Origin of the sequence: Bacillus sp. FSL M8-0063, from assembly GCF_038005545.1 — a bacterium.
GTDB classification, from domain to species: Bacteria; Bacillota; Bacilli; order Bacillales; family Bacillaceae_G; genus Bacillus_A; species Bacillus_A wiedmannii.
Map to the genome: position 1 here is coordinate 3,168,803 of NZ_JBBOTJ010000001.1, position 19,951 is coordinate 3,188,753.

19 protein-coding genes and 1 pseudogene are annotated in these 19,951 nt (G+C 35.4%); 2 read left to right on the forward strand and 18 right to left on the reverse strand.

The features are described 5' to 3' along the window. Positions 1-210: 210 nt before the first annotated feature. The 13 genes and pseudogenes from MKX31_RS15960 to MKX31_RS16020 all read right to left on the reverse strand — a co-directional run bounded on the left by MKX31_RS15960 (position 211) and on the right by MKX31_RS16020 (position 14,571). Positions 211-1,938, reverse strand: a pseudogene (locus MKX31_RS15960) (S-layer homology domain-containing protein). Between the two features lie 213 nt (positions 1,939-2,151). After that, positions 2,152-2,718 (reverse strand): hypothetical protein, encoded by a 567-nt coding sequence (locus MKX31_RS15965; protein ID WP_088047014.1) that lies wholly within the window; start codon positions 2,716-2,718, stop codon positions 2,152-2,154. A 6-nt stretch (positions 2,719-2,724) separates the two neighbouring features. Further along, positions 2,725-3,744 (reverse strand): nuclease-related domain-containing protein, encoded by a 1,020-nt coding sequence (locus tag MKX31_RS15970; RefSeq protein ID WP_088047013.1) that lies wholly within the window; start codon positions 3,742-3,744, stop codon positions 2,725-2,727. Between the two features lie 118 nt (positions 3,745-3,862). Further along, entirely contained in the window at positions 3,863-5,626 is a 1,764-nt protein-coding gene (locus MKX31_RS15975) for an ABC transporter ATP-binding protein (RefSeq protein WP_064477022.1), read from the reverse strand. Beyond that, a complete protein-coding gene (locus tag MKX31_RS15980) occupies positions 5,626-7,377 on the reverse strand; it encodes an ABC transporter ATP-binding protein (protein ID WP_340981212.1) in 1,752 nt (583 codons plus the stop codon). The genes MKX31_RS15975 and MKX31_RS15980 overlap by 1 nt, the downstream gene beginning before the upstream one ends. A 125-nt stretch (positions 7,378-7,502) precedes the next feature. Next, on the reverse strand, positions 7,503-7,724 hold the full coding sequence (locus MKX31_RS15985; RefSeq protein WP_001123316.1) for a YneF family protein: 222 nt from the start codon (positions 7,722-7,724) through the stop codon (positions 7,503-7,505). 78 nt (positions 7,725-7,802) lie between these two features. Beyond that, complete coding sequence (gene sirA, locus MKX31_RS15990; protein WP_048562540.1) at positions 7,803-8,243, reverse strand: sporulation inhibitor of replication protein SirA; 441 nt, start codon at positions 8,241-8,243, stop codon at positions 7,803-7,805. Positions 8,244-8,399: 156 nt separating this feature from the next. Further along, a complete protein-coding gene (gene tkt, locus MKX31_RS15995; protein WP_340981215.1) occupies positions 8,400-10,400 on the reverse strand; it encodes a transketolase in 2,001 nt (666 codons plus the stop codon). A gap of 223 nt (positions 10,401-10,623) precedes the next feature. After that, positions 10,624-11,106: a coproporphyrinogen III oxidase gene (locus tag MKX31_RS16000; RefSeq protein WP_088047011.1), complete on the reverse strand. Its 483-nt coding sequence runs from the start codon at positions 11,104-11,106 to the stop codon at positions 10,624-10,626. A 74-nt stretch (positions 11,107-11,180) separates the two neighbouring features. Further along, positions 11,181-11,984 carry a phosphonate ABC transporter, permease protein PhnE gene (gene phnE / locus MKX31_RS16005; RefSeq protein ID WP_064477026.1) on the reverse strand — a complete coding sequence of 268 codons (804 nt, stop codon included), beginning with the start codon at positions 11,982-11,984 and terminating at the stop codon, positions 11,181-11,183. Next, positions 11,984-12,778 (reverse strand): phosphonate ABC transporter, permease protein PhnE, encoded by a 795-nt coding sequence (gene phnE / locus MKX31_RS16010; RefSeq protein ID WP_340981218.1) that lies wholly within the window; start codon positions 12,776-12,778, stop codon positions 11,984-11,986. The genes phnE (MKX31_RS16005) and phnE (MKX31_RS16010) overlap by 1 nt, the downstream gene beginning before the upstream one ends. Next, complete coding sequence (phnC, locus tag MKX31_RS16015; RefSeq protein WP_064477028.1) at positions 12,775-13,548, reverse strand: phosphonate ABC transporter ATP-binding protein; 774 nt, start codon at positions 13,546-13,548, stop codon at positions 12,775-12,777. Before phnC ends, phnE (MKX31_RS16010) begins: the two co-directional genes overlap by 4 nt. A gap of 84 nt (positions 13,549-13,632) precedes the next feature. Then, positions 13,633-14,571, reverse strand: coding sequence for a phosphate/phosphite/phosphonate ABC transporter substrate-binding protein (locus MKX31_RS16020; RefSeq protein WP_064477029.1), 939 nt, complete (start codon positions 14,569-14,571; stop codon positions 13,633-13,635). Positions 14,572-14,755: 184 nt separating this feature from the next. Between MKX31_RS16020 and MKX31_RS16025 the strand changes: the two genes are divergently transcribed. Beyond that, the gene (locus MKX31_RS16025) at positions 14,756-16,339 is read left to right on the forward strand and encodes a bifunctional metallophosphatase/5'-nucleotidase (RefSeq protein WP_081257429.1); all 1,584 of its coding nucleotides are present in this window, start codon (positions 14,756-14,758) and stop codon (positions 16,337-16,339) included. A 39-nt stretch (positions 16,340-16,378) separates the two neighbouring features. Here the strand turns inward: MKX31_RS16025 and MKX31_RS16030 are convergent, their stop codons facing one another. Continuing rightward, the gene (locus tag MKX31_RS16030; RefSeq protein WP_001190582.1) at positions 16,379-16,618 is read right to left on the reverse strand and encodes a DUF896 domain-containing protein; all 240 of its coding nucleotides are present in this window, start codon (positions 16,616-16,618) and stop codon (positions 16,379-16,381) included. 45 nt (positions 16,619-16,663) lie between these two features. Continuing rightward, positions 16,664-17,320 (reverse strand): YneB family resolvase-like protein, encoded by a 657-nt coding sequence (locus MKX31_RS16035; protein ID WP_046956545.1) that lies wholly within the window; start codon positions 17,318-17,320, stop codon positions 16,664-16,666. Between the two features lie 141 nt (positions 17,321-17,461). Between MKX31_RS16035 and lexA the strand changes: the two genes are divergently transcribed. Further along, complete coding sequence (gene lexA / locus MKX31_RS16040) at positions 17,462-18,082, forward strand: transcriptional repressor LexA (protein ID WP_000413737.1); 621 nt, start codon at positions 17,462-17,464, stop codon at positions 18,080-18,082. A gap of 87 nt (positions 18,083-18,169) precedes the next feature. Here lexA and MKX31_RS16045 read toward each other — a convergent pair whose 3' ends face one another. From MKX31_RS16045 to MKX31_RS16055, 3 genes are read right to left on the reverse strand one after another with little or no spacing between them, the layout of a single operon-like run. Beyond that, positions 18,170-18,976: a DUF4097 family beta strand repeat-containing protein gene (locus MKX31_RS16045; protein ID WP_064477031.1), complete on the reverse strand. Its 807-nt coding sequence runs from the start codon at positions 18,974-18,976 to the stop codon at positions 18,170-18,172. Next, positions 18,977-19,519, reverse strand: a complete 543-nt coding sequence (locus tag MKX31_RS16050; RefSeq protein ID WP_064477032.1) for a DUF1700 domain-containing protein — start codon at positions 19,517-19,519, stop codon at positions 18,977-18,979. After that, positions 19,512-19,835, reverse strand: coding sequence for a PadR family transcriptional regulator (locus MKX31_RS16055; RefSeq protein WP_064477033.1), 324 nt, complete (start codon positions 19,833-19,835; stop codon positions 19,512-19,514). The genes MKX31_RS16050 and MKX31_RS16055 overlap by 8 nt, the downstream gene beginning before the upstream one ends. Positions 19,836-19,951 lie beyond the last annotated feature (116 nt).

Consider the following 19,951-nt stretch of genomic DNA (forward strand, 5'->3'; position numbering starts at 1 on the left):
ATGATAAAGTAAAAGTTTAATCAGTAGCGGTTTAGTCCACTCCACACTGATTATAATCGGGCTGCCGTTCATACGCGATAAAAACAACCCAACGCATCTATATATATGCATCACCTCCGCTTTCATTCCTTATTCCACTCAATATCCTCCCCTCCCTTCCGTAACATATTGAAAAATAAAAAAGCACTCGCAATCGCGAATGCTTTTTCATTATTTACTTTCTATTACTTTTAACATTCTATTAATAAATGCTGCCGATTCTCCACGCGTTGCAGAACCTTTCGGCATAAATTCATTATTTTCATTTCCTTTTACAATACCTAATCCATAAACACGTTGTACAGCTTGTTTATCATATGCTAAATCTTGATCCGAGAATGGTAACGGAACTAAGTTACCTTTAATTTTTTTATATTGCAGTGCACGGTCAATCATGATAACGGCTTCATCTCGTTTAATCGTATCATTTGGAGCAAATGTCCCATTTCCTCTACCACTTATTATCCCAGCACTTGCTGCACGATTAATACCATCTATTAGCGATGAATGTGCTGTATTTAAATCATTAAAATTCGATGATCCTTCAGGTAACTGTAATGATCTTGAAATTAAATTCGCAAATTCGCCACGTGTGACAAGACGCTCTGGCCAATAAGAACCTTTCCCATCCCCAATCATAATGCCTCGTTTATCTAATTCACGAATGTCTGCTTCGTACCAACCACCTGTTATATCATCTTTATGGTTCGCATCATAATAAACCTTTGTTCCTTGTAAGAATGGTTCCCACGCATTATTTTTAATCATAATAGCCGGACAATTCTTTCCACTCCAGAATTGATGTTTCTTCACATTTTCTAAAGGAATATGTAATTCTCCCATTAAATAAGCTGTTAATTTACGAGCATTTTCAACAGCTTTATTATAATCACCATCTTCGTTTACAGCAATTTCAATCGCAATGGATTCTCGATTTCCAGTTCCTTCTGCTCCATCTCCTGCATGCCAAGCATTTTCGTTTAATGGAAGATGTTGATAAATCTCTTTATCGTCTACCGTAAAGTGCCATGACGCTGAACGATCTTCCGTTCCCGTTGCTTGGTTATATAAATATATTGCATGGTTTTTAGCATTTGCCCCAACACTGTAATTATCTGTCTCATGAATCGTAATATACTTCGGCTTCATCGCATAACCAGGACGGATATTTTCATTTCCTTTCGGTACAATCATTTCTTTTAAAGTTACACCATAAATATCCGTTGTTTTCTCTTCTATTGGTGCAGCATACATAACTGCTGCACGTTTTGTACGTGCTGGTGTTGCCTCTTGAATAAGCGAAGCCTTTGTTCCTTCAAATTTTGCTGAAGGTGAATAAATCCATTTCATTTCATTATTTATTTTTACTTGGAACCATTCTCCCGCCTATCCCATTACTTGAATGGTTTGTGGTTCCAATACATTTTCTTCTTTGTATGAAGTAAATGGTTCAGAGTATGTAGAGATTTCTTCATTAATAACTAACTTTTCACTTGATAACGTATGAACTTCTTTAACCTCTACATTCCCCTCACTATTTTGTATCCATCCAGTTCCAGATGAAGCCCGAACATAGTAAGCGTTTCCTTTTCTCTTCTCAGCTTTTACGACTTGATTCGAAAGGTGAACCCCTGTCTCTTTTTGAAAATTACTAGAATCATATAAAGGTACTTCTTTCACTATATGTACAAGAAATTCACCTTGCACTTCATTTTGTACTCCTTTATCTTCTCCTCGACCATCTTCATCTTTCATATGGTTTTCAATACTTTTTAAAGCTTGTTCATCAGGTGAAACCGCTACAGTTTTTTCCAACTCATTAGCATAGGAATAATTCGGAATCGTTACCAAGCTAAATACAATCGATGCAGCTAAAACATTATAAAATCTTTTTTTCATCATAATACTTAACACGCCATAATTAAATTCGTGTTATTTTCCCCTCCTCAACCAAAATATAGGATATCTAGTAAACTATTAAACTACATAACCATTTACAATATAACAGACTCATTCCGATTCGTATAGATAGGAATGACTACTATTTTCCTACATTTACTATATTGGAATATAAAAAAGAAGCTATAATATATAGCTTCTCTCTCCGTTTCTTTAATCTCTTTGCACCTTATATTCCACAACTCTACCATCTCTATCAAATTGTAAAACAAGCTGTTCACTATCTATTGGAATAAAGCCACGTTCAGTTCCAAGATAGTACGAAGTGATAACACCGTCTTTTCCATTGCTTGTTCCAGTAGATGCTCCTAATAATTTTGTGATTTCTTCATTTGATTTCCCTATTAATTTATATTTTTGTAATAGATCATCTACCATATGTACCCGTTTCTCTTCAGCATGTAACCACCGATCTTGATTAAACTTTGAAGTGTATGTATTCATACTTAATTGTCCTGTGCACACTAACAATAGAATACAACCTACTATTATTACACCTAGCATTTGTTTCTTTTCTGTATTACGATTTACAGAAGTACGTAAGACGAATTTTTGAATCACGACTAATAAAACAAATGGCATGACTACTACAAACATACTTTTTACACTTACTGACATATGAACCGCATCAATTACAAAAATAAACGCAAGATACATTAGTATATACAAACAAACATAAACATACATAATCCCCCTCAATATAGCACTCAAAAAGCCCACCCCTTCTTAATTCATTATATAATTCATCCGGCTAATGATTTCTCGAAGTTTTTCTAACTCTTGATCTGTATATATTACTTTGCCTGTTAAGATCTCATTTCTGAAGAACGTTACAATTTGCTCTCTATCTTTTAATCTCGGCGTTTTTTCTTCAGAAAGATCTAGCACTTCTTTCCCACTCGCATTATAAAAATATACAATCGGTTTTACGTTTTCCTTTACAATATCAACTTGCATTTCTTTCAAACAATTGTATAGAATATGAGATAGTTTCTTCGCTCTATATACTGGATTCCCTTCATTTTTCACTTGTATCGTTAATGAATCTTCACCTGTAATGCATTCAAATGTCTCTTCTTTCTCTACCTCTTGTTGATACTTGCCCATTTCATCAATCATAAATGAATATATACTAGCATTTTCTTTCGTTAATCCATGAATTAATTTCCCTGTCCATTCTTTCGTCTCAAGTAGATACATACCCGTTTTACTTAAGACAAGATGATGAATGCGACAATCATTTCCTCCGTGCTGATTTTTAATAAAAACATTCGGCATAATATGAAATTCATTGTCTAGTATTATGCCTTGCTCTACGAATCCACGCTTCATATAATGTAATGCTTCGTGTGTATTCACTTCAGCTCCATTTTTCGTATACTCTCGCAAATTTGCAATTAACTTTTGAAACATATGTATTTCGTTACTATGTTTGTCTTGCATTTCACTGCGTTCTTTACTATGTTGCACAGCTAATTGATTTTTCATCATACGCATATTTTCAAGTTCTCTAGCTGCACTTATTTGTAAATCATTGTATTTCTTCTGTTCCATATTTTTCAATGTATTTTGTTGTTCTTTATGCTCTGTAACCGTAGCTGCAATTTCAGTTTCATACGTTTCAATTGCTTGCTTCTTTTCAAATTCTACTTGCTGGCTCTCTGATTCTAACTGTTTATTTTTATAGAACAGCACAAATACTGCAGCTAATAATAATAAAATTACACCTATTAGCACATAATCCATATCTTTTCTCCTTTATTTCGTTTCCTACTATTCTCCATACACATTTCTACTACATTATACTATGTTATTCGTATATTTTTTGTAAAAATTTCACGTGCAGTCAAAAGACCTTGTAATTTTACAAGGCCTTTTGTAAATTCCCTTTATTTTGTAGTAAATACATATTATAATACAACCCTTGCTCACTCAGTAATTCTTGATGTGTTCCTCTTTCTACTATTTCTCCATCATGCATAACAAAAATTTGATCTGCATCTTGAATTGTAGATAATCTGTGTGCAATTGCTATAGTCGTTCTCCCTTTTCGCATTTGCTGTAATGCTGTTTGGATCGCATCTTCTGTTTCTGTATCAATATTAGCTGTGGCTTCATCTAATACTAATACTTTCGGATTCGTTGCTATCGTTCTAGCAAAAGCAATTAATTGTCGTTGACCACTAGAAAATGCAGCTCCTCTTTCTACTACTTCCGTTTCATACTGTTCTGGTAATTTTTCAATAAACGTATTCGCTTGCACAAATTGTGCCGCTTCTTTTACTTCTTCATCCGTAATTTCTTCATTGTACATACGAATATTTTGTTTTACATTTCCCGCAAATAAAAATGCATCCTGCAATACGAGTCCTATTTTCTTTCTAATTTCTCTTTCTTCAAATCTCTCTAAATCTACACCATCTATTACAATATTTCCGGACTTAATATTATAAAATCGCATTAACAAATTCATAATAGTACTTTTTCCGCTACCAGTGTGCCCAACGAAAGCCACTGTTTGCCCCTGTTTCACGTGAAAAGATACATTTTTTAAAACATCACGTTTTCCATCATACGAAAAAGTAACATTTTTAAATTCAATTTCTCCATTAACGACTTGAGGATTTCCATCTCCTTTTTGAACTGGCGCTAAATCTTTCTCGTCCATTAAATGAAATACACGTGATGATGAAACAAGTGCCTGTTGGAAAAATGATAATTTCATCATCATCTCATTTACAGGCTGGAAGAAACGATGTATATAGTTAACAAACGCATATAAGACACCTACTTCAACAGGACTCTTCAAAGCATCAATTCCAAATAAACCAAGTACTAACGCAATAGCGACAATATGAACTAAATCAGTTGCTGGACGTAAAAGTAACGCGTCTAATTTTAACGTCCGCCGCCCTGCACTATAATGTTTATTATTCACTTCTTCAAACTCTTTTCTCATACGCTTTTCTTGTCTGAACACTTGGACAATATTCATTCCTTGAATGGACTCATTTAACTTTGCATTTAACACGCTTAATTGATTACGTACTTCTAAATAAAAGGCTGCACTCTTCCGGCGATATAGCACCATAATTGCAAACATTATTGGAATTAATACGAGAGAAAATAGAGCTAGTTTTACATTTAATAAAAACATTGCTACTAAAATACCTATTAAAAAGACTACATTTTTGACAAATGTGGATAATACACTGACATAAAAATCTTTAATTGCTTCCGTATCATTCGTTATGCGCGATACAAGCGTACCAATCGGCGTACGATCAAAGAAACTTAATGATAACTTTTGAACATGATCATATACTTCAACACGCATATCTTGAACAATTTTAAAAGCGATATTTTGAAAATACAATAAGTCTAAATAAGTAAATAATACTTTTAATAAGTGAGCAATAAGATACACTACAAATAGAGTAACAAGTGCTGATTGATCAAAGTTACGTGGTACTAAATGTTCATCAAGAAATTGTTTAATTAAAAAAGGACCCATCATTTCAGTTACAGTTGCACCAACTAAAAAGATAAATGCTAAAGATAGCAACCTTTTATATGGCTTCATATAAGAAAGTAATCTACTTAAATCACTCCGCTTCTTCCCTGTCATCATACGCCTCCTTTCTCGACTAATGCTTCTAACTGCTGGCTCTCGTACATTTCTTTATACCAACCGTTTTCTTCCATTAATTGTTCATGTGTACCTCGTTGCACAATTCTGCCTTCATCCACAACAAGTATAAGATTGGCATGTTGAATTGCACTTAAACGATGAGCAGTAATAATCGTTGTTTTTCCTGCTCTTTCCCTCTTTAATGCATTTAAAATCGTTTCTTCTGTTTTTGCATCTACCGCTGATAAACAATCATCTAAAATTAAAATTTCCGCATTCGTTAATAAAGCACGTGCAATAGAGATTCTCTGTTTTTGGCCTCCAGATAACGAAACGCCTCTTTCTCCTACTACCGTTTCATACCCTTCTGAAAATTGGAGGATGTCATTATGAATACAAGCAATCTCTGCAGCGCGAATTATTTCATTATATGTAGCATCCGCCTTTCCGAAGGCAATATTCTCCCCAATACTCGCTGAAAATAAAAAATGATCTTGCGGCACGTATGAAATGGCAGAACGGACACCGTAAAGTGTTACATCGCGAATATCCCGCTTCCCAACTTTTAATTCACCACTAAAATGATCATACTCACGGATTAAACATTTTAATAAAGTCGTTTTCCCTGCTCCTGTACGTCCAACAACTCCTAGTGTTTCACCCTTCTTCAAATCAAAGTGAACATCTATTAGCTGTAACAGTTCATTTTTCTTATATGAAAATGAATTGACCGCAAATGTAACATCACCGCTTGCTACTTTATGTACAGCATCTTCTCTATTTACTACATCTGATTTTTGCGAGAGAATTTTTTCTACACGGTCATACGAAGCACGCCCACGCTCCATAATGTTGAACAACCATCCAAAGGCTAACATTGGCCAAACGAGGGTACCTAAATACGTTGTAAATGTAACGAGATCACCTACAGTTAATTCACCCCTCACAACTAATACTGACCCGTAACACACTGCAATTAAAAAAGAAAATCCAACGATAAGAGAGATTGTCGGATCAAACAACGAATCAATACGTGCGACTAACATATTTTTATGTACAACATCTTCTGATTTTTTTCGAAATGCTTGTAAATCTTCTTTCTCTTGTCCAAGTGATCGAATTACCTTCATCCCACTCATACTCTCTTGCACTTTATCATTGATTTCTGAAAACGATTGCTGCGCTTTATGAAACCTTTTATGTAATAACGTTCCATAATAATTTGTCGAAATCGCTACAATCGGCATTGGAATTAAGCTTAACAATGTTAACTTCCAACTAATTGTAAAACCCATCGCTACGAGTACACATCCCCCAACCGCTAATGAGTCAACAAGTGTTAAAACGCCCGATCCAGCAGTTTGTTGAATCGCCTGAATATCATTAGTCGCATGCGCCATCAAATCACCCGTACGACGTGATTGATAGAAAGATGGGCTCATCTTTGTAAAATGTTCATATAGATTCTTTCGTAATTGACGGGCTAGTTTTAACGAAGATCCAAAAATCATAATACGCCATAAATAACGTAATATGTACATAGTAATCCCTACAACTACTAACAGAATAACCCACTTCAACAATTTTTCAGATGTTAATGTTCCATTATTAATTTCATCTACTACAATACCTAGTACTTTCGGAGCTACAAGTTCAAGAAGCGCGACACCAAATAACATAATAATTCCGATTATGTACGCTCGTTTTTCTTGTTTAAAAAACCACGCTAAATTAATAAATACCTTCATTTTTATCCTCCTCTCTTAAAATGAGCGATGTTTTCAGTTTACCAAAAATACTGAATTTTTAAAAGTTTTAAACACTTCAAAAAACCCAATAGGAAAGGGCACTCTTATCGAGTGCCCTTTAGCGCTTATTTTGTTTGTTGCTTGCTCATCGCGCTCATCATTTGATTGATTTTCTTTTGGGAAGGTTTTTGTCCCATTTGCATCATCATCATTTTTAACATTTGTTCATTAATTGGTGGATTTTTTTCTAAGTAGTTCATCATGTATTTGCGGGCAATGAAAAATCCTAACGCCACACCTGCTACTAGTGCTACTACGCCCACTAGAATACCTAACCAAATCGGCATATATTTTCCTCCTTCATGTTGTCTACCTTACAGTGTACTAAAACCTTTTCAATAAGACAAGATACAATTCGACATTTTTTACACATATGTTCGTACTTGTTTTAGAGGATTCAGCCATCCGTACTTTGTATTTTCATAATCCATAGCTAAAAATGTTAATTCACACTTTCTTAACACCTCAAAGAAGGTCGTTTCCATAGAAACGTTTCCAGAGGTATTCATGCGAATATAGTGTGGTTTCACCATTATTTCACCGTATTCCGCTCCTGTATAAAGTGTATGTGTATGATGTGTTCGATCATATTTACCAAGAACCCGTAAAGCTTGTTCTAATTTATGATGAATTTTCATTACTTGTAATGGTCTCGTTATATACATCATTTGTTTATATAACACTTTTTTCTCTGAAAGGGACCCAGATTCTGAAAATCGAGCAAATAAATCAAAAAACAAATATTCACGACCAAAGTAAGCTTTCGCAATATCCTCTTGAATTAAATACAATTCATACGTTTTCATCTTTTGCCTCCCAATCTGGACAACCTTTTCTCTTCATTATATAGAAGAAATTTTGCAATGATTGTCTGACTGCGGAGAGATAAAAAACTTTTTCTGTCGAAAAAACTCATTTACATAGAAAAACCTCTCCATGCCGGAGAGATTTTTCTAAAATCATTAAAGCATTTCTTTTACTTTACGAACAACGTTCTCTACAGTAAATCCATACTCTTCCATAATCTTCTCACCAGGAGCAGAAGCACCGAATGTATCGATACCTAACACATCTCCTTCAAGACCTACGTAACGGTGCCATCCGAATGTAGCACCCATTTCGATTGCGAAACGTTTTGTTACTGCTTTTGGTAATACAGATTCTTTGTACTCAGCAGTTTGAGCTTCAAAGCGATCCATAGATGGCATGCTGACAACAGCTGCGTCAACGCCGTCTACTGCTAGAACTTTTTGTGCTTCAATAGCTAGACTTACTTCAGATCCAGTTGCAAGTAAGATTACATCAGCCGTTTCTTTCTTGCTTGCAGAAACTACATATGCACCTTTTGCTACTTTTTCATACGTATCGTCTTTTGCACCTTCTAATGTTGGAAGGTCTTGACGAGTTAATACTAAAGCGGTTGGTTGGTTTGTAGATTCTAGAGCTAGTCTCCAAGCTGCAACAGATTCGTTACCATCAGCTGGACGAATAACAGATACATTTGGCATTGCACGAAGCGCTGCTAATTGCTCGACTGGTTCATGTGTTGGACCGTCTTCACCAACAGCGATACTGTCGTGTGTGAATACATACGTTACTGGCAATTGCATTAATGCTGCAAGACGAATTGCTGGACGTAAGTAATCAGAGAATACGAAGAACGTACCACCGTAAGTTTTTAAACCGCCATGTAGTGCAATACCGTTCATTGCTGCACCCATTGCAAACTCACGTACACCGTACCAAATGTTTTTACCGCTGTAATCATCTCTTATAAAGTCTTTTTCGTTATTCATGTATGTTTTGTTAGAACCAGCAAGGTCAGCAGATCCACCGAAGAATGATGGTACAGACTCTGCAATTGCATTAATTACAGCACCTGAAGAATTACGAGTTGCTGCTTTTGATCCTAATTCATAAGTTGGTAAGTTTTGCTCCCAACCTTCTGGAAGAAGACCATTCATTGCTGTTTGCAGTTCGTTTGCTAATTCTGGATATGCTTGTGCATATTCACCTAGCATAGTGTTCCACTCTGCTTGCGCAGTTTCACCAACATCTTGTACTGTTTTACGGAAGTTGTCATATACTTCTTCTGCTACATGGAAGTCTTGCTCAGCAGTCCAAGCATATGCTTCTTTCGTTAATTTTGTTTCGTCTACACCAAGTGGAGAACCATGTGAAGCTGATTTTCCTGATTTGTTTGGAGAACCGAAACCAATTGTCGTTCTTACTTCAATTAGCGTTGGGCGTTTTTCGTCAGCTTTCGCTTCTTCAATTGCTTTCGCGATAGCTTCAATATCGTTTCCATCCTCAACACGGATTACTTGCCATCCGTATGCTTTGTAACGATCTTCTACACTTTCAGAGAATGAACGATTTAAATCGCCATCTAATGAAATATCATTTGAATCGTAAAGCACAACTAGACGACCTAATTGTAAATGAGCAGCTAATGAAGATGCTTCAGCAGAAACGCCTTCCATTAAATCTCCATCACCACAAATAGCGTATGTATGATGATCTACTACATTATACGCATCACGGTTATATTTAGCCGCTAAATGTCTTTCAGCCATTGCCATACCTACAGCAGTTGCAATACCTTGTCCAAGTGGACCAGTAGTTGCGTCTACACCTGCTGTATGACCGTACTCAGGATGTCCTGGAGTTTTGCTTCCCCATTGACGGAAGTTCTTTAAATCATCCATTGTTAGATCATAACCAGATAGGTGAAGTAGGCTGTATAGTAACATTGAACCATGACCTGCAGATAATACGAAACGATCACGGTTAAACCACGTTGGGTTATTTGGATTGTGTTTCATAAATTGAGTCCATAATGTATAAGCCATTGGTGCTGCACCCATTGGCATTCCTGGGTGACCAGAGTTTGCTTTTTCAATCGCATCGATGGATAATGTGCGAATCGTGTTGATAGAAAGTTGTTCGATTGAATGTGACATGCTATTCTTCCCTTCGCTTATATTAGTAAACGTTTTATACATTTATATGATAGCTTCCCACGCAAGATTATACAACATGTATCGACAAATATGTTGATATTTTTTTGGTTTTTCATAAAAAAATCAATGATTTCGGGAATGTATGGGTATTCAATATGACATACTTTTTCATTGTTTTTATTTTAAAAAGAAAGGGAATTATCTGTATATTTATTCATCATTTTCAAATTCCATAATGCAAAATATATCCTTCCCCATTTTCCACTCTGCAAAGCAAACGAATAAAAGAATTTAAATCTTGGCATAATTTATCTCGATCAAATACGTATCTTTCATATTCTCCATCAGTATTATTATCATTTCCCCATCGAAACTGACCTGTCAGTTCGATTGTTTCTGGCGCTAGAGAAAACATGTTAACTAGCGAACAAAATAACTGTTCTGCTATCACTGCTCCTTGCTGTTCTATTTTCGTAATACCATAATAGTGAATTCCAAATCCTTCTGCTCTTTTCGCTGGATAATAGGTCGGAATCCAATGGGTAAAATCTAATAGATATACGATTAGCTCATCACTTAATACGACACACTCATCTATCGTTGCCTCTTCTTTATATAGAAAACAAAGTTCAATCCAATCTATACCTATAAAATCCAACCCTTTTTTTTCATTTGAAACAAATACAAACTCGTGCTGTAAAGCCAAATTATCCCCCCTATTGCTCACATTTATTATTCTTATTATATAAAAAAGCACCTTTTATAGGTGCTTAAAATAAATTATACAATTTTCTTCCGTATCGAACTTGAAATAAAGTCAATGATAATTACCATTAAAATGATACCCAATAAAATAATACCCACACGAGACCAATTGCGTGAACTCAGTGCAAAAATTAACGGTGTCCCAATCCCGCCTGCTCCAATAACACCTAAAATGGCAGCGGATCGTACATTAATTTCGAACCTGTATAACGTATATGATAGAAAATCCGGTAATACTTGTGGCAATACTGCATACCAAAGTATTTGAAACCGATTTGCGCCTGTAGCTATTAATGCTTCCGTCGGTCCCTTATCTATATTTTCAATTCCTTCTGAATATAATTTCCCTAACATTCCAATAGAGTGTAACCCTAAAGCTAGAACTCCGGCAAAAGAGCCTGGTCCAACAGCTTTTATAAATAAAATGGCCATAACTAATTCAGGAAATGTACGAACAAAACTAAGTACAAATTTCCCAGTTCCTGACGTTAATTTTCCACTGCTCATATTCGTTGCCGCCCAAAAAGCGAATGGAATAGATAAAAAGGCAGAAATAAATGTACCTAATATCGCAATTGCCAACGTATCAATTAAACCATGTAATAAATCTTCACCATCTGGCAAAGATACATACGACCAATCTGGACTCAATACACCTGTCATAATTGCTTTTGTAATTTCTCCTGCCGTATCCTTTATTCCCTCTAGTGGGACTCCTGAAAAAGCCCATACATAAACAAATGCAAGTGCTATAAAAACAAACCAGCGATACACACTCGGTTTCTTCGGTTTTGGTACAATTATCGTCGTTTTACTCATTATAATTTCTCCCGCAACAATGTACTTACATAATCAATTAACAATACAACAACAAGGGTATAAATAATAATAGATGCAGTTTGTTGATATTGTAAAAATCCAAGTGTACGGTCATAATATAACCCAATACCACCTGCTCCTACTAAACCTAAAACAGCTGCTGCACGTACGTTCACCTCAAATGTATAAAGAACATAGGAGACAAAATGTGCTTTCACTTGCGGAATTACCCCATACACGATCCATTGCACTTTATTTGCTCCTACTGCCGTCATCGCTTCTAATGGACCTGGATCAATTGATTCCATTGACTCATACAACAATTTTGCCACGAGCCCAATTGAGAAAAAAGTAAGAGCCAAAATACCTGGAAGTGGTCCTATTCCAAAAATAGCTACGAAAATTGCCGCTAATAATAAATCTGGTATCGTTCGGATAAAGTTTAAAACCAATCGAGCTGGACCGTACAAAAATGCACTAGTAAACACATTACTTGCCGCAAATAGTGCCAGTGGAATAGCTAAAATCGCTCCTAAAGTCGTTCCAATAATCGCCATACGTATTGTATCTAACATCGCTGTTGTAATAACTTGAAAATAACTCCAATCTGGCGGCACCATCTCTTTTAATAAGTCCATCATATTAGGAAAACCAACTACTAGTTTTGAAAATGATGCGTCGACCTGTATACTACTTCCACACAACAGTAAAATAACTAGAATAACCGTTAACATATGTTTCAACTTACTTGGCGGCTTCGGTATCGATTTTGAATATATCGTCACATCATTCATTTAACTGCCACCTTTAATAATTCACTTTTCTGCGCTACGTCTCCATAAATTTCAGCAAATTTTTCATCCGTTGCCTCGTCTACAGAACCATCAAAAACAATTTCGCCTGCATGTAATCCAATAATGCGTGTCGCATATTGCCTAGCTAAATCAATAGAATGTAAGTTTACAATTGTTGTAATCCCAAAATCTTCATTAATTTTTTTCAAATCATCTAATACTTGCTTCGTTGTTAGCGGATCTAACGACGCAACAGGTTCATCTGCCAATATGATTTTTGCTTCTTGCGCCAACGCTCTAGCAATCGATACGCGTTGCTGTTGTCCTCCTGATAATTCATCAGCTCGCGCATATGCTTTTTCTAAAATATTCACCCTTTTTAACGATTGAAAGGCAAGCTCCAAATCTTCTTTTGGAAATAGACCTAACGTTGTACGCAGTGTCGAATGATATCCAACACGCCCAGCCAATACATTCTTCAATACCGTGGATCGCTTTACAAGGTTAAAACTTTGAAAAATCATGCCAATATCCCGGCGCATGCGTCGTAATCCTTTTCCTTTCGCAGCAGTAATAGACTCACCTTCAATTATAATTTCGCCTTCTGTAATCTCATGAAGGCGATTTACCGATCTGAGAAGTGTAGATTTTCCAGCTCCGGACAGCCCTACCATTACAACAAACTCACCTTTTTGAATGTTCAAGTTTATATTATTCAATCCTTTTGTACCATTCGGATACATTTTGGAAACATTTCGAAATTCTATCACACATCTTACCTACCTTCTATGTATTCAAAACGGCAAACTAACTGGAAACATACACCTTCCAGTTAGCTGCCATTTCCATATGTATTATTGCGTTTTTACTTTCTTTCCATATTCACGAACGATATCAAATTTACTATCATCAGATTTAACATATCCTTCATGTGAATATACTTCTTTAATGATTTTGTGACCTTCCTCATTCTTTCCTATTTCAATGAAAGCATCCTGTAATTTCTTACTCCACTCTGCATCTAAATCAGAACGTACCGAAATCGTATCGTTTGGAATTTTTTCCGTAAATTTCACTATTTTCGTTTGATCGAATATATTCGGATAATCTTTTTTCACAATATTACGAGCATCTTGGAATACAACAGCTGCATCTACATCACCATTTAAAAGAGCAATAAGCGACTGATCGTGACCTTTTAGTGTAACAGGTTTCACATCCTTTAGCGGATCAATTCCCTCTTTTAACAATACAGCCGCAGGCCATACATACCCTGCTGATGACGTTACATCTTGATAGCCAATTTTTTTACCTTTTAAATCTTTTACACTGTTAATATTTGAATCTTTCTTAACTACAAACTCAGATTTATAAAAGTCTACTAAATCCTTTGTAGGGGCTCCTGTTCCATCATCTACTCCAAAACGTTGTGCTTGTAAAATTACGTTTGCAGCCTTTTTCTCATGCGCTAGCACATACGCTGTTGGAGGTAAAAAACCTACATCTACTTGCTTAGACGCCATCGCTTCTACAATTGTATTGTAATTCGTTGAAATACTAACTTTTACCGGAATATTTAATTTATCACTTAGTAGCTTTTCCAATGGTTTTGCCTTTGCCTCTAATGTATCTGCATTTTGAGAAGGAACAAATTGAACATTTAAAGTCTTCGGTACATAACCTTTTTTCGTATCTTCAGTTTTACTTGCACTTGATTCTTTCGTTCCACAACCACTTAATAATCCCGCCGCTAGTACAACTGTCGTACTCATTGCAAAAACTTTTTTCAACATATTAATGCCTCCATTTTTGTTGTTATAAAATTGTCTTCCGTAAACATGAAGAAATATATCACACATTTTTACGGATAATTCCTTATTTACATAATCTTTACACATTCTATACATTCTCATTAAAATTCTCTTCATATATTTGATATGCTTAATTAGTAGATAACAATAGAAAAGGTGAATGATATTGAATCCAAATCAAATTGTAACTTTAAACATTTTTTTAACAAGTGATATACATGGCACTGTTTATCCAATTCACTACCAAGATAACTCCCAAGCTGAAATTGGTTTAGCCAAAATTTCTACTCTTATAAAAAAAGAACGTTCCCAAAATAGAAACGTTCTTTTAATTGATAACGGTGACTTCATACAAGGAACACCCTTTACTTATCATTACGCTACATATGAAGAAGATAAGAAAAATCCAATGTCTTTATTAGCGAACTATTTACGCTATGATGCTGCAGTTATTGGGAATCATGAATTTAATTATGGAATGGACATATTAAATAATGCTATTTCTACTGCAAACTTCCCGTATCTATCAGCAAATATTTTAGATAAAAACAGAAAAGAACCTTATTTCGGGAAACCATATATAATAAAACATATTGAATCAAATATAAAAATTGCTATTTTAGGGGTGACAACGCATTACATTCCCAATTGGGAACAACCCCATCACATTCAAGATTTACAATTTGAAGATGCATTAGAGACAACAAAAAGATGGGTTTCTTACATTCGCGAACACGAGAAACCAGATTTATTGATCGTAGCCTACCATGGGGGATTTGAACGCGACTTACAAACTGGGGTACCGACTGAAGTTTTAACAGGTGAAAACCAAGGATATGCAATGTACCATGAAATTCAAGGCATAGACATTTTACTAACAGGCCACCAACACCGGGAAATCGCTCACACCGTAATGAATGGTGTAACAATTTTACAGACTGGATGCAATGGACACTCCGTTGGAAAAGTAACAGTAACATTCGAAAAAACAGAAAAAAAATGGGTAAAAAAAGAGAGTTACTCACAATTATTGCCCGTACAAGGAATTGAGGCTGACCAAGATATTCTTTCCTTGGTTGCCGATTATGAAGAAAAAACACAAAATTGGCTCGATCAACCTATTGGAGTAATCTATGGGGACATGCAAATTTCAGATGCTATGCAAACTCGTTTGCAAGACCATCCTTTTATTGAATTCATAAATAAAATACAGATGGATATAGCTAATGTTTCCATTTCTTGTACAAGCTTATTCCATAATACATCTCCAGGTTTCCCGAATCGCGTAACAATGCGTGACATCGTTTCTAATTATATTTATCCAAATACATTAAAAGTAATTAGAATAACTGGAGCGGATATAAAAGATGCCCTTGAACTCTCTGCTTCTTATTTCATATTAAAAGCAGATGGAACTATCATCGTAAACCCTACCTACATAGAACCAAAGCCGCAACACTATAATTACGATATGTGGGAAGGAATTTCGTACGTATTAAACATTTCCAAACCAATTGGCGAGAGAGTAGAATCCTTACAGTATAAAGGCGCTCCACTTCATATGAATGAAGAATATGACGTCGTTATGAATAATTATCGTGCAAGCGGCGGAGGGAACTTCTTTATGTTTCAAAATAAGCCCGTAATAAAAGACATACCAACAGATATGTCTGAACTTATCGCTAACTATATATTGAAGCACAAAAAGATAGAAGCAACAGTCAATAACAACTGGAAAGTTATTAAATAGCGGATATAATAAATAAAAAAGATGGGCTTCGCCCATCTTTTAGTTTAATTTTGCATTATCTTGCTTTTTTAAAGCTTTTAATTTCGCCGGTGTAACATCAGTACCTTCTTCGTTAACAACTTTAATTCCTTTAAGTTCGTTTAACATATTTTGACGAAATCCTTTTAAATATTGTTCACGTAGCGATTGGCGCTCACGTTGTTCTTCTTCAGTTAAACCTTCAGCTTTTGCTTTTTTCGCTAAGAAGTTAATGCGTTCAATGAGTTCGTGACTTTGCATCTCGAATCCCCCTTTTACTCAAAACTGATTATTATCATACAATAGTTAGTCCTCTTTATCAAGCAATTGCTTTGTATATTCTACATATCTTCGATGTACAGTTGCTTTTGAAACATCATGACCAAAACCACGAAGTGTTGCTGCAATTTCTTCAAAAGTTAATTCATTCCGGCGTAAACGTACAATTTCCTCAATTGGCACTTCTTTTTTCTCACGTCCTATACTTAAATGACGATTTTTCAAATTATTCTCTGGACGAAATCCTTTCTCTACCGCTCTTTGCATGCCACGTTTAATTTTTAAATTGTGGATTTTTCTTTGATACTCTTCAACAATCCCAATTATATCTAGCACCATCGAATCAGAGTCAGAAAGTTCTAATTCTCCATTATGCGTATGCGTATATACTTTTATTCCCTCTTTATGTAAACAGTGCATTAATGCAATCTTTGCATTCCCTCTACCAAGGCGCGTTTCATCTTGTATGAGAAGTACATCAACTTGTTCATCGCGAATTGTATCTAGCACTTCTAATATGCCATCACGTTCAATTGTATAACCACTAGCCTGCTCCTCAATCACCTTTACAACATTCATTTGATAGCGCTCAGCTAAATGCAATAATTCATCTTTTTGACGCAATAATGATGTTTCCTGTTCTTCTTTTGTTGTGCTCACACGTGCATAAATAATTGCATTCATTTTGAACCCTTCTTTCTCACTATATTTTCCTTATAGTGTATCATAAATTCGTCTTTCGTTCGAACTTATGTTTGTAGAATGTTTTTTCGCATGTTATACTTATTAATAAGAAAAATGAAAGAAAACGAGGTGTTAGAAAACATGGAAAAGTTAACGAAACGCCAGCAAGACATTCTCGACTTTATTAAGCTAAAAGTACAAGAAAAAGGATATCCACCTTCCGTACGTGAAATCGGTCAAGCAGTCGGCCTCGCTTCTAGTTCTACAGTGCACGGACATTTATCACGACTAGAAGAAAAAGGATATATTCGACGTGATCCAACAAAACCACGAGCAATTGAAATTTTAGGTGACAACCGAATGGATACAGAAACACAATCTGTTATTCAAGTTCCAATTGTCGGAAAAGTTACTGCTGGACTACCGATTACAGCAGTTGAAAGTGTAGAAGATCACTTCCCACTTCCAGCTAGCATTGTTGCTGGAGCAGACCAAGTATTTATGTTACGCATTTCCGGAGATAGTATGATTGAAGCTGGTATTTTCGATGGGGATTTAGTTGTTGTTCGCCAACAACAGTCTGCATACAACGGTGAAATTGTAGTCGCTTTAACAGAAGATAACGAAGCAACTGTTAAACGTTTCTATAAAGAAAAAGACCATTTCCGTCTACAACCAGAAAACTCTTCATTAGAACCTATCATTTTAAAACAAGTGTCAGTTATCGGAAAAGTAATTGGCGTATATCGTGATCTACATTAAGAATAAAAAAAGAAGATAATTACCTTATTTATATACGGTAATTATCTTCTTTTTTATATTTTGATAGATTTTCATACATTTTATTTCTTATGAACGAGTTTCAATCGTCACATCGCCAGCAGCTGTTTTACCGCTAATCTTTTTACTACCATTGCCAATTGTTATATTTTTATTTTCTTCATTAAAAATCATCACTTCGCCAGCAGTGCTTTGCCCAGTTATAACTGCATCTTGTGGTTTTTCTAATAAAGTAATATCTACATCCCCAGCAGTTGAACTTGCCTCTACATCATACTTCGGATCATGATCCACAACATATACATCCCCGCTAGCCGTTTTCGCTGTCACTTTCCCTATTACCTTTTTTAAATTCACCTCTCCAGCTTTTGTAGATCCCTCCACACTCCGAGCTGTGATATGCTTCAAATCTACCTCTCCAGCGAGCGTCCCAGCACTTACACGATCACTTTTCACATCACTCATTTCGATTTGTCCTGCAGATGAATTTACTTTTATATCTTGGTAAAGACGTTCAGGCACAAGTATAGTCAATGTAGACGTTTGAATTTTGAAATTGTAAAAGGAAAAATCAAATGAAGCACCTTTTTCTCTTTCCCCAATAATTTTTAATGTGTCACCATCTTCGGTAATAAGAACCTCTTGTTTACGTACATCTCCTGATTGCTTTACATAAAAAGAAGAGTCGGGAGATTTTTGGACAACAATATCCCCAGCATCTAACTTAACTTCTATATTTATTAGTGTTTCGTTTTTAATTACGTCTTCTTTATTTCCTTCTTCTGCAGTTTGCACTGCTTTTTCATATGTTTGTGAAATCCCTATTACTCCAATAATGATACAAGCGATAGCTACTAACAATATTTTCTTCATCATCTACTCCCCTTTTATCATTTTGAAGTTCCATATTACATAACGTACGCATAACTTTTTAAACCACTTCGTACTATAATAAGCGATAAGACATAACAACAAACCTACTCCAACAAACGTTATACTAACGAATACATCCAGCCATATAAAGGTACCCATAAATACTTTTGCAATAACGAAAAATGGTGTCACTACACTCGCAATCCCACCGACCCAAAAAGAAAATATAAAAGCGATAATTGCAACTAACGGGCCTAACACAATAATAAAATTAAACAAACTAAGTCCAATCACTGCCATAACAGCCCTTGTTATATTGGTAGTTGATGGGTCCTTTTTCATTTCGTCAAAGCGATACAAAGCCAGTAAGTCTTTCGCAATTACTTTCGGAGAACCAAGGCCCTTTATTATTTCCGATTCAGTTTTTCCTTCTTCTACCCCAAACTGAAAATGCTCTTCATAATCAAATAAAATATCTTTCCTCTCTTCTTCCGGTAACTTTCTAAGATGACTTGATAATTCTTTAAGAAACTGCTCTTTACTCATCCCATTCCACCCCTTCAATAATTTCTTGTACGCCTTTTGCAAAATCACGCCACTCTGTTACTAACAAATTCAGTTGCGTTTCCCCTTGCTCCGTTAGTTGATAATATTTACGAGGCGGTCCTTCCGTAGATTCTTTTAAATACGTTTGAAAATATCCTTCTTTCGTTAAACGACGTAATAAAGGATACACTGACCCTTCCGATATTAAAAATTTATTTGAGATTTGCTGAACAAGTTCATAGCCGTAACAATCTTTACGTTTCACAAGTACTAAAACACACAGTTCTAATACGCCTTTTTTAAACTGAACGTTCAAGGTCAATCCCCCTTTCTCATTTCAGTACTATTCAATACACGGTACCTGTTATATCCATAATATACCACTTAGTATTATTCATTGCAAGGTACTATATTTTTCAATACTTAATTTTC

Bases quoted from the DNA above. Each gene is read 5' to 3' on its own strand.
- MKX31_RS15970 (WP_088047013.1), bottom strand. From the start codon at position 3,744: ATGGATTATGTGCTAATAGGTGTAATTTTATTATTATTAGCTGCAGTA.
- MKX31_RS15975 (WP_064477022.1), bottom strand. From the start codon at position 5,626: ATGACAGGGAAGAAGCGGAGTGATTTAAGTAGATTACTTTCTTATATG.
- MKX31_RS15980 (WP_340981212.1), bottom strand. From the start codon at position 7,377: ATGAAGGTATTTATTAATTTAGCGTGGTTTTTTAAACAAGAAAAACGA.
- MKX31_RS15985 (WP_001123316.1), bottom strand. From the start codon at position 7,724: ATGCCGATTTGGTTAGGTATTCTAGTGGGCGTAGTAGCACTAGTAGCA.
- sirA (WP_048562540.1), bottom strand. From the start codon at position 8,243: ATGAAAACGTATGAATTGTATTTAATTCAAGAGGATATTGCGAAAGCT.
- tkt (WP_340981215.1), bottom strand. From the start codon at position 10,400: ATGTCACATTCAATCGAACAACTTTCTATCAACACGATTCGCACATTA.
- phnE (WP_064477026.1), bottom strand. From the start codon at position 11,984: ATGAGTAAAACGACGATAATTGTACCAAAACCGAAGAAACCGAGTGTG.
- phnE (WP_340981218.1), bottom strand. From the start codon at position 12,778: ATGAATGATGTGACGATATATTCAAAATCGATACCGAAGCCGCCAAGT.
- MKX31_RS16020 (WP_064477029.1), bottom strand. From the start codon at position 14,571: ATGTTGAAAAAAGTTTTTGCAATGAGTACGACAGTTGTACTAGCGGCG.
- MKX31_RS16030 (WP_001190582.1), bottom strand. From the start codon at position 16,618: ATGCAAAGTCACGAACTCATTGAACGCATTAACTTCTTAGCGAAAAAA.
- MKX31_RS16035 (WP_046956545.1), bottom strand. From the start codon at position 17,320: ATGAATGCAATTATTTATGCACGTGTGAGCACAACAAAAGAAGAACAG.
- lexA (WP_000413737.1), top strand. From the start codon at position 17,462: ATGGAAAAGTTAACGAAACGCCAGCAAGACATTCTCGACTTTATTAAG.
- MKX31_RS16045 (WP_064477031.1), bottom strand. From the start codon at position 18,976: ATGATGAAGAAAATATTGTTAGTAGCTATCGCTTGTATCATTATTGGA.
- MKX31_RS16050 (WP_064477032.1), bottom strand. From the start codon at position 19,519: ATGAGTAAAGAGCAGTTTCTTAAAGAATTATCAAGTCATCTTAGAAAG.